Genomic DNA, 9,126 nt, shown 5'->3' with positions numbered 1-9,126 from the left:
TCCATGCCAAATTTAGATGGACACGATCCTCGCCCTCAATATCCCCCCGATCAAGGTGTGTTCGCCGGGCGCTTACCTACCATTCGCCTTGCGCCAGTCTGAATGTTCAGGTTTGCACACTATTAAAGTAACGGCATGGCAGTATTACATCGAGCCCTTATTAGCATGTCGACCGGTCGTAGTTTCGCGCCGCCTTTTCTCTTCCCGCCACCTCCGCTCTTCCTCATCCAAGTCAATCCCATCAACTTCCAGGAAGAATTCGCGCTGACTAAAGCGTTTGACCTTCACTAGTGCTGGCTCATGTCAGCACGGCATAGTTAGGTCGAGAGGTTCTGCTCCTTGTGCTTGAACGGTCGCCGAAAGCACTTCGCCCAGCCGCGCCCAAGCCTCGAACGCGACTTCCAACAGGTCGCGACCGGGGAAATCTTTAATAATCCAAGTACGCCAGATGGCGGGCGATGAATCGCAGTCCGGACCGATCAATTTGCGCATCATCTTGTCGCTGCGACAAATCTCCTTGTAACGCGCGTACGCTTCGTCGCTACTTTCCCAAGGGTGGACGCGCACGGGAATGAAATCTTGACTTTATTTCCCTCTGTAGTTCCTGCGCTGCCATGGCTTTCGAGTTCAAGCATGCCTTAGTAAAACCAGAAAATTTCTGGTTTTACTAAGCACCTTGTAAAGGTCACTGTTCGCCACGGTCTCTCTAGCAGGGGTGATTGCCGATCGCAATTCCGGATGATGCTGAGTGGCCATTGCCAGCAGTTGAGGAACCTCCTTGAAGGCACGGAGGGGCGGGTCATTCGGTGGGAATTCATACATCGGATGATGGCCACATCCTGCGGGTGGGAAATGAACTTCCTGTTTGCCGGGTTATTGTCAATCAGGCGCATTGCTTCGCCACTGGCGGCAGTTTCGAGAACGGTTTGCCATTCTCGCTTTCCATGGGTTGCGGTACATGGGGTGGCAACAATTTCTCCGAAAACATGGATTACCGGAATTTCCTCAACATCACACGTATCGTGCGAAGGCTCCCTGAGCGGGTTCCCTCGGAGCAGGAACTATTTGGTGAGTACCTACGTAAGCATGGCTAATCGATCCAGCGAGAATCAGACAGAAACCTTGTACCGCTTGAACGTAAGGAGTATGGACATGCTGCGCACCATTCGAGATTATGTCGACTTTCAGGCCGCAGAACGACCGGATGCGATTTACCTGATTGCGCCGGAACCCGATCTGAGCATGACGTTTGCTGGCTTGCGGAAGTCCTCTCGCGAGCTGGCACGCTTCCTTCTCGGCCAGGGTATCCGGAAGGGCGACAAGGTGGCGATGCTGATGCACAACGGCTTCCAAACCTGCCGGCTGTTCATTGGCGTGATGTACGGCGGCTTTTGCGCGACACCGCTGAATCTGCTCGCGCACCCGTCGCAGCTCGAGTACGTACTGAATCACAGCGATGCCAGGATCGTATTTGTCGCGCCCGACCAGTTGGAGCGCCTTAGCGTTGCGCTGGCCAACGTGACGCGGGATATCCAGATCGTTCTGTGCGATGTCGATGCGCAGGAGTTCATCCCGGTGTCAGATGGGAGCGTGGAGCTGCCACCCGTGGGCGAAGAGGACGATGCACTGATGATGTACACATCTGGCACCACCGGTAAGCCGAAGGGGGTCGTGCTGGCGAACCGGTCCGTGGTGTCGGGTGGGCAGTACGTATCCGCTGCCCACGAATTGGGAGTGCAGGACAGGGTCTTGGCGATCTTGCCCCTTTACCATATCAATGCCCAGATCGTGACCGCGACATCGCCGCTGGTTCATGGTGGAAGCCTCGTTCTACCGCATCGATTTCGGGTCTCCGGTTTCTGGGGCCTGGTGGCACAGAACCAATGCACCTGGATCAATGTGGTTCCGACCATGATTTCCTACCTGTTGAATGGCGCGGATCCGGCGGGAAATGGCCTGGATCTCAGCCGGGTCCGCTTTTGTCGCTCGGCCTCCGCTCCGCTGCCGCCCAGCCAGCATCGCGCCTTTGAGGACGCATTCAGGATCGGGGTGATCGAAACGATGGGGCTCACGGAAACGGCCGCGCCGTGCTTCACCAATCCACTAGACCCTTCACAGCGCAAGATCGGCAGTCCCGGGCGTGCCTTTGGCAATGACGTCAAGATTGTCAATGGCGAGGGAAGGGCGCTCGCTTCGGGCGAGGCGGGCGAAATCATGGTGCGTGGACGGAACGTGATGAAGGGGTATTACAAGAGCCCGGAGGAAACCGCCAGAACGCTTACAGCCGAAGGCTGGCTCCATACCGGAGATCTTGGATACCTGGACCCGGATGGCTTTGTTTTCGTCACGGGCCGGATCAAGGAACTCATCATCAAGGGAGGCGAAAACATCGCGCCTCGCGAGATAGACGAGGCATTGCTAAAGCATCCGGCTGTGCTGGAGGCTGCAGTGGTGGGTGTTCCGGACGAGCATTACGGTCAGGAATTGATGGCGTGCATTGTGTTTAAACCCGGAGAACGATGCACGGAGGACGAATTGAGATCGTTTTGCAGGAACGAGCTCGGCGCGTACAAGACACCCAGGTCTTTCCGCTTTGTCGACGAGCTGCCCAAGGGACCATCTGGCAAGGTGCAGCGGCTGAAGCTCCTCAGCATGGAGGGAATCCCTGCATAGTGCTTTTGCCGAACGACTTCCCGTTGGGTACCCGATCGGCCTCATCCCTGTTGAATTCGCCCCATGTCAGCGTCAGTCACTTCGACGGTCCTGACGATCATGCGCGCGAGTTGCGGCAATTCAATCAGCAGTACCTGCAGATCGGGCCCGGCCGGTTCGCGCCCGCTGGCGCCCTGAGCACCAATCTGGTGCAAGGCGTTGCCAACCACATCAAGGTGATCAAGCGCTTGGTCTGTGGCTTCGGCACTGACCGCTACTTCTTCTTCAAAACTCGGGCGGCCTTCCCCGGAAATCGGTGATGCCACTTTTGGCGGAGGGCGGACAGGGCACAGCACCTTTTGTATCCTCTGAGTTGATTTATAATGGGGCGGTCAGAGTCGTCGCCCCGCAAATCGCTCCATCTCCCGCACCAGCAAAAGTTCAGCGCGGCCGACGGTAAAGCGACGGTAAAGGCCCATGCCGATCGCGGCCAGTCCCTTTAACCATGCGGGTTTGGGCGGCCTGTTGATGATCGAGTGGGAGTGAAATTCCCGTTGGGAAACATTATTCGCTAGTTGATTGACTATTAAAGCCCTGTTTTTACAGGGCTTTATATTTCGGATTGTCGCCTGGTAGTTCTCGCATTCTGGAGAGTGTTGGAGCAACTCGTGGCGATTCAGTTTGGTACAACTGCACTTGGCGTTGCCGTGGATATCGCCATGGCACATGGAAGTTCGCCGGTTCCAGCCATGTCTTGCGCCGTGGCGTTCCCCTGTCAAATTATCCGTATGCGGCAGCGTTTGTGGAAAGCATCGATGCATTGCACGGCACCGGCGTGGCGGCAGATAGTAGCGGCTACATCATTTTTAGCACCATTTTTGGAATTCTCCCGTGGAAATTAAAGTCAACTTTCTCGATAAACTACGTCTTGAAGCTAAGTTCGATGACTTCACGGTAGTGGCCGACCAGCCTATCCGTTATAAGGGCGATGGCTCGGCGCCTGGTCCCTTCGATTATTTTCTGGCCTCATCGGCCTTGTGTGCCGCTTACTTTGTGAAGTTGTACTGCGTAACCCGCAATATTCCTACCGAAAATATCCGCCTGTCGCAGAATAATATTGTTGATCCGGAAAACCGTTACCAACAGATTTTCAAGATTCAGGTTGAGCTGCCGCCGGATATCTCGGAAATGGACCGCCGAGGTATTTTGCGCTCTATCGAGCGTTGTACGGTGAAAAAAGTGGTGCAAGCCGGACCCGAGTTTGTCATTGAAGAGGTAGAGAACTTAGATGCGGATGCTCAGTCGTTGCTGACGTTGAAGCCGGCTTCTGACGCCAGCACCTATATTGTGGGCAAGGATCTGCCGTTGGAGCAAACCATCGCCAATATGTCGGGCGTTTTGGCGGATCTGGGCATGAAGATTGAAATCGCTTCGTGGCGCAATATCGTTCCCAATGTGTGGTCGCTGCATATCCGCGATGCGCACTCGCCGATGTGTTTTACCAATGGCAAGGGAGCGACCAAAGAAAGCGCGTTGGCGTCGGCGTTAGGAGAGTTTATCGAGCGCCTGAACTGCAACCATTTCTATGGCGGTACGTTTTGGGGCGAGGACATCGCCAATGCGGCGTTTGTTCATTACCCGAACGAGCGCTGGTTCATGCCTGGCCCGGAGGATGCGCTGCCGGCTGAAATTCTGGATGCGTACTGCCTGCAAATTTATAATTCCGATGGCGAGTTGCATGGCTCGCATCTGTACGACACCAACTCCGGCAGTGTACAGCGCGGTATCTGTTCGCTGCCGTATGTGCGGCAGTCGGACGGCGAAGTGGTGTATTTTCCGTCCAACCTGATCGAAAACCTATTCGTCAGCAATGGCATGAGTGCCGGTAATACGCTGGCTGAAGCGCAGGTGCAATGCCTGTCCGAAATTTTCGAACGAGCGATAAAGCGCGAAATTCTGGAAGGTGAAATCGCATTGCCTGATGTGCCGCACGAAGTGCTGGCGAAATACCCTGGCATTCTGGCCGGAATTCAGGGGTTGGAAGAGCAGGGCTTTCCGGTGCTGGTAAAGGACGCGTCGCTGGGCGGGACCTATCCGGTGATGTGCGTCACCTTGATGAACCCGCGCACAGGTGGTGTCTTTGCCTCGTTCGGCGCGCACCCAAGCTTCGAGGTGGCGCTGGAACGGAGTTTGACGGAATTGCTGCAGGGGCGCAGTTTTGAAGGCCTGAACGATTTGCCTCAGCCCACCTTTGTCAGTAACGCCGTGACGGAATCAAACAACTTTGTTGAGCACTTCATCGATTCCAGCGGCGTGGTGTCGTGGCGCTTTTTCAGCGCCAAGGCGAATTTCGAGTTTGTTGAGTGGGATTTTTCTGGCCAGGGTGAAAACTCCAATGCCGAGGAAGCCGCAACGTTGTTCGGCATTCTCGAAGGCATGGGCAAAGAGACTTACATGGCGGTGTATGACCAGCTGGGTGCCGTAGCCTGCCGGATTTTGGTGCCTGGTTATTCGGAAGTTTACCCGGTAGAGGATTTGATCTGGGATAACACAAACAAGGCGCTGTTGTTCCGCGCCGACATTTTGAACTTGCATCGCCTGGACGATGCTGGCCTGGAGGATCTGCTTGAGCGGTTGGGTAACAGTGAGCTGGATGAGTACTCCGATATTGCCACTTTGATCGGCGTCGAATTTGACGAGAATACGGACTGGGGGCAGCTGACAGTTCTCGAGTTGAAGCTGCTGATTCATCTCGCCCTGCAGCAGTTTGAGGAGGCGCAAGAGCTGGTAGGAGCCTTCCTGCAGTACAACGACAACACGGTCGAGCGCGGATTGTTTTACCAGGCCTTGAATGTGGTGCTGGAGGTGCTGCTCGATGACGACCTGGAACTAGACGACTACGCGGTCAACTTCCGTCGGATGTTTGGCAACGCTCGGATGGACGCGGTAATGGGGTCAGTGGACGGCAGCGTGCGCTTCTTCGGGTTAACGCCAACGAGTATGAAACTGGAGGGTTTCGATAGGCACCACCGCCTGATCGACAGTTACAAGAAATTGCATAAGGCGCGGGCCAATGTGGCAGCTACAGCCAGTTAGGGTTACGAGTCATGGCTGGATGCGACGATGCCGTTCAGGGGGGGCGGCGTTGGATCGCGGTGACAGAGGACGGCTTCCAACAAGCAACGTGTACGGCGGTCTCAATCTACACCCGTATCTTTGAGGGGCGCCTACTGACAAGGTCCGCTTGTCTTATGAAGCGTGTATGGAGCCGGCCAGGAAGCAGCGCACGCCTGGCCAGCCCGAATTGAATGCGCCGAACGGCGCTCGGGATCGGTCTTCTTGCCGGTAGCCCCAGCTTCAGCCTGCCTCTTCCCTATGGCCTGCCGCCAGCTCGCTCATGACCTGCGCTTCCCGTGCAATCCCGGCTGCCAGCGACAGCACGTCGCTCTGGAACGCCTGATTCAATGCGCCAAAGGTGTAGTGGCCATGAGTGATGCCAGCTCCGATCCCAGCAACGTCGCGCTTCTTGAATTTGAGTATCCCGAGATGCCGCGGAGCCGAGCGACCATACTAAAGGTTGATTGATATATCAGACGCGTTGCGAGAATACTCTAGCAAAACAAGCTCATCCCACATCCCCATCGTGCAGTGGAGACAGGAACCATGACACACGGCACCGCGCAGATTGGATCGACGCCCTATCGCACGAACATCGTCGTATCGGGCCACGCAATCACGGCCGATGAACCCCACGCGCTCGGCGGACAAGGGGCTGGACCGGCCCCCTACGATTTATTGCTTGCAAGCTTGGGAGCGTGCACCGCCATCACGCTCAAGATGTATGCCGAACGTAAAGGTTGGGTCCTTGAGTCGCTCGAAGTCTCCCTGCGGCTTCTTGGGACAGACGAGCTCCGCATCGAGCGGACGCTTGTGATCAAGGGGCTGGAGGACAGCCAGAAAACGCGTCTGGCGGAGATTGCCGAGCGCACGCCCGTAACGAAGACGTTGAGAGCCGGGTTGCCGATCGAAACTCGCCTCGCGTGACGCTGATCTGGTTCACGCAGACAACCGCCAACCTTCCCGAAGCTGACGGCTCGTGGCAATGAATCCTCAGGACGCCGCTCTCGAGAGGAGAACGCTCATATGATCCAGCAGCATACAGGCGGTGACGGAGAGCGCAGGCACCAGATATTCCCCGTCCTGACACCGATCCAGGTTGAGGCGGCGCGCCGGTTCGCAAGCGGTCCGCCGCGGTATTTTGCGTCGGGTGAGATTGTCTTCGCCACGGGGGAGAGGAATGTGCCCGTCTGGCTCGTGCTGGATGGCTCGATCGACGTTCAGCGCCGGGATGGTCTTGACGAGGAAACGCCAATCACCACCCATCGAGCAGGGCAGTTCACGGGAGAGGTCAGCCAGATTGACGGCCGTGCGTCGATCGCCTCGGCGCGAGCCGGTCCTGATGGCGCTACGCTGCTTCCGTTCAATCCGCCGCATTTGCGAGCCCTGATGATCGGGTCGGCGGAGGTCGGTGAGATCGTCATGCGCGCGCTGATCTTGCGCCGTGTCAGGCTGATCGAACACGGCGGCTCGGGCACGATCTTGATTGGTGCGCCAGACGATGCGCATCTTCTGCGCCTCCAGGGCTTCCTGACCCGCTGCGGCTATCCCAACCACGTCATGGATCCCAAAGTCGATGGCGGTGGGCGCAGTTTTATTGAGCGGATGGCGCTTCTCCCCACCGACCTGCCGCTGGTGGTCTGCCCTAGCGGCAACGTGCTGAAGCGGCCCGATGAGCGCGAGCTGGCGGCCTGTCTCGGCATCATCCCCAAGATCGAGCAGCAGAAAACCTACGACGTCGCCATCGTCGGCGCGGGACCGGCCGGGTTGGCCGCAGCGGTCTATGGCGCTTCGGAGGGCCTCTCGGTGATCGTTCTGGACGAGCGCGCCATGGGCGGCCAGGCCGGCGCGTCGGCGCGAATCGAAAATTATCTTGGCTTTCCTACAGGCATCTCAGGACAGGCGCTCGCTGGCCGCGCATTCACCCAGGCCCTCAAATTCGGGGCTGAGGTGGCCATCCCTGTGAGCGTCGGGCGGCTCGATCGCCACGAGGATCGGCTGACGCTCAAGCTATCCGACGACTCGACAGTGGCCGCGCGTACTATCGTGATTGCCTCAGGTGCCGCCTACCGACACCCCGACATTGCCGGTCTCGCGCATTTCGAGGGCTCCGGAGTTTCCTATTGGGCATCCCCGATCGAAGCCCGCTTGTGTGCCGGCAAGGAAATCGCTCTTGTCGGCGGCGGCAACTCGGCGGGCCAGGCGATCGTGTTTCTCGCGCCACACGTGAAGCGACTTCACGTGTTCGTCCGGCGAGACCTGTCGGAGACGATGTCCCGCTACCTCATCGACCGCATCTCGGCACTGTCCAACGTGGAGATTCATGTCGGTACGGATCTGACCGGACTCGCCCCCACTGGCGACATGCTCGCCAGCGCCACCGTTCGCGATCGCGCCAGCGGCACCTCGACGCACTGCGATATCTGCCACCTGTTCCTGTTCATCGGCGCGACGCCGCATACCTGCTGGCTCAACGACTCGATTGCGACGGATGACAAGGGCTTCATTCTTACTGGCGCATCGACCTTATCTCTCGAGACCAGCATGCCTGGAGTCTTTGCAATCGGCGACGTCCGCGCTGGCTCGACCAAGCGAGTTGCCGCTGCGGTCGGCGATGGTGCCGCTGCCATCTCCCAGATCCACGGTTACCTCAGCAAACTGACAAAGGAGGTGGCATGAAGACCTGTGATCATGCGGATACGATCCGTGATGTCGTGCCAAGCGCCCTGGGTTGTGAAGAATGCCTCAAGGTGGGCAGCCCGTGGGTGCATCTTCGGTTGTGCCGAACCTGCGGTCACGTTGGCTGCTGCGATAACTCTCCCCTCAAGCATGCCCGCGCGCATTTCGAGAAAACCGGACATCCAATCATTGAGGGATATGACCCCCCTGAGGGATGGGGGTGGTGCTACATTGATCGGGAAGAGATCGTGCTACCGGGCCAGACGCCGCAGCGAGGACCCATCCCACGGTTCGTCTGATGGAGCGCTAATCGGGCTTGTATGAACGCGAAGGGTCTGGCAGGCGCGCAGTCGCATCCCTCACCGCACTCCGCAGCGTCCGTTTCACGAGCTTCGAAATTCAAAATATTTGAATAACATGTGCGCGAATCGATCACTTTTGGCGAAACTCTCGCTGCTATAGTTCGTTCCATGGCGTCGAAATCACAAAAACAACGCCGTCAAACAACGTCAATCTAATTGAATCAACTCGCGGCGCAGACTGCGGATTGTCGCAGGATCGCAGTCTCAAATGAACAGGAGAACTCCCATGTCCAAACTACGTAAGCGCGAAATTTAGCGCACATAGAGTACAAGGCTGAAACGGTGCAGGATGTGTCCACTATTTTTAGTGGACACA

Annotated in this window: 7 protein-coding genes and 1 pseudogene; 7 read left to right on the top strand and 1 reads right to left on the bottom strand. The window is 57.3% G+C overall.

Annotated elements, in window-relative coordinates; translation table 11 throughout:
• Positions 1-303 precede the first annotated feature (303 nt).
• A complete protein-coding gene (locus tag ACGLHR_RS49020) occupies positions 304-495 on the bottom strand; it encodes a hypothetical protein (RefSeq protein ID WP_400103019.1) in 192 nt (63 codons plus the stop codon).
• Positions 496-791: 296 nt separating this feature from the next.
• Between ACGLHR_RS49020 and ACGLHR_RS49015 the strand changes: the two are divergent.
• The 7 genes and pseudogenes from ACGLHR_RS49015 to ACGLHR_RS48985 form a co-directional block, all read left to right on the top strand.
• Positions 792-1,094, top strand: a pseudogene (locus ACGLHR_RS49015) (sulfoacetaldehyde dehydrogenase); the annotation flags it as partial.
• Between the two features lie 58 nt (positions 1,095-1,152).
• On the top strand, positions 1,153-2,673 hold the full coding sequence (locus ACGLHR_RS49010; RefSeq protein ID WP_400103017.1) for an AMP-binding protein: 1,521 nt from the start codon (positions 1,153-1,155) through the stop codon (positions 2,671-2,673).
• A 5-nt stretch (positions 2,674-2,678) separates the two neighbouring features.
• Complete coding sequence (locus ACGLHR_RS49005; protein WP_400103015.1) at positions 2,679-2,972, top strand: hypothetical protein; 294 nt, start codon at positions 2,679-2,681, stop codon at positions 2,970-2,972.
• A 571-nt stretch (positions 2,973-3,543) separates the two neighbouring features.
• Positions 3,544-5,748, top strand: coding sequence for an OsmC domain/YcaO domain-containing protein (locus ACGLHR_RS49000; RefSeq protein WP_400103013.1), 2,205 nt, complete (start codon positions 3,544-3,546; stop codon positions 5,746-5,748).
• Positions 5,749-6,315: 567 nt separating this feature from the next.
• Positions 6,316-6,696: an OsmC family protein gene (locus ACGLHR_RS48995; protein WP_318235117.1), complete on the top strand. Its 381-nt coding sequence runs from the start codon at positions 6,316-6,318 to the stop codon at positions 6,694-6,696.
• A gap of 99 nt (positions 6,697-6,795) precedes the next feature.
• A complete protein-coding gene (locus tag ACGLHR_RS48990; RefSeq protein ID WP_400103011.1) occupies positions 6,796-8,448 on the top strand; it encodes an FAD-dependent oxidoreductase in 1,653 nt (550 codons plus the stop codon).
• Positions 8,445-8,747 carry a UBP-type zinc finger domain-containing protein gene (locus tag ACGLHR_RS48985; RefSeq protein WP_400103009.1) on the top strand — a complete coding sequence of 101 codons (303 nt, stop codon included), beginning with the start codon at positions 8,445-8,447 and terminating at the stop codon, positions 8,745-8,747. The genes ACGLHR_RS48990 and ACGLHR_RS48985 overlap by 4 nt, the downstream gene beginning before the upstream one ends.
• The last annotated feature ends 379 nt before the right edge of the window (positions 8,748-9,126 follow it).

Source organism: Cupriavidus sp. CuC1 (assembly GCF_044627735.1).
Lineage (GTDB): Bacteria > Pseudomonadota > Gammaproteobacteria > Burkholderiales > Burkholderiaceae > Cupriavidus > Cupriavidus ulmosensis.
Note: the sequence above shows the minus strand (reverse complement) of the source record. Positions and strands in the feature narration are given on the sequence as shown.

Coding starts and splice junctions, on each gene's coding strand:
- ACGLHR_RS48985 (WP_400103009.1), top strand. CDS start 8,445: ATGAAGACCTGTGATCATGCGGATACGATCCGTGATGTCGTGCCAAGC.
- ACGLHR_RS49010 (WP_400103017.1), top strand. CDS start 1,153: ATGCTGCGCACCATTCGAGATTATGTCGACTTTCAGGCCGCAGAACGA.
- ACGLHR_RS48990 (WP_400103011.1), top strand. CDS start 6,796: ATGATCCAGCAGCATACAGGCGGTGACGGAGAGCGCAGGCACCAGATA.
- ACGLHR_RS49020 (WP_400103019.1), bottom strand. CDS start 495: ATGATGCGCAAATTGATCGGTCCGGACTGCGATTCATCGCCCGCCATC.
- ACGLHR_RS48995 (WP_318235117.1), top strand. CDS start 6,316: ATGACACACGGCACCGCGCAGATTGGATCGACGCCCTATCGCACGAAC.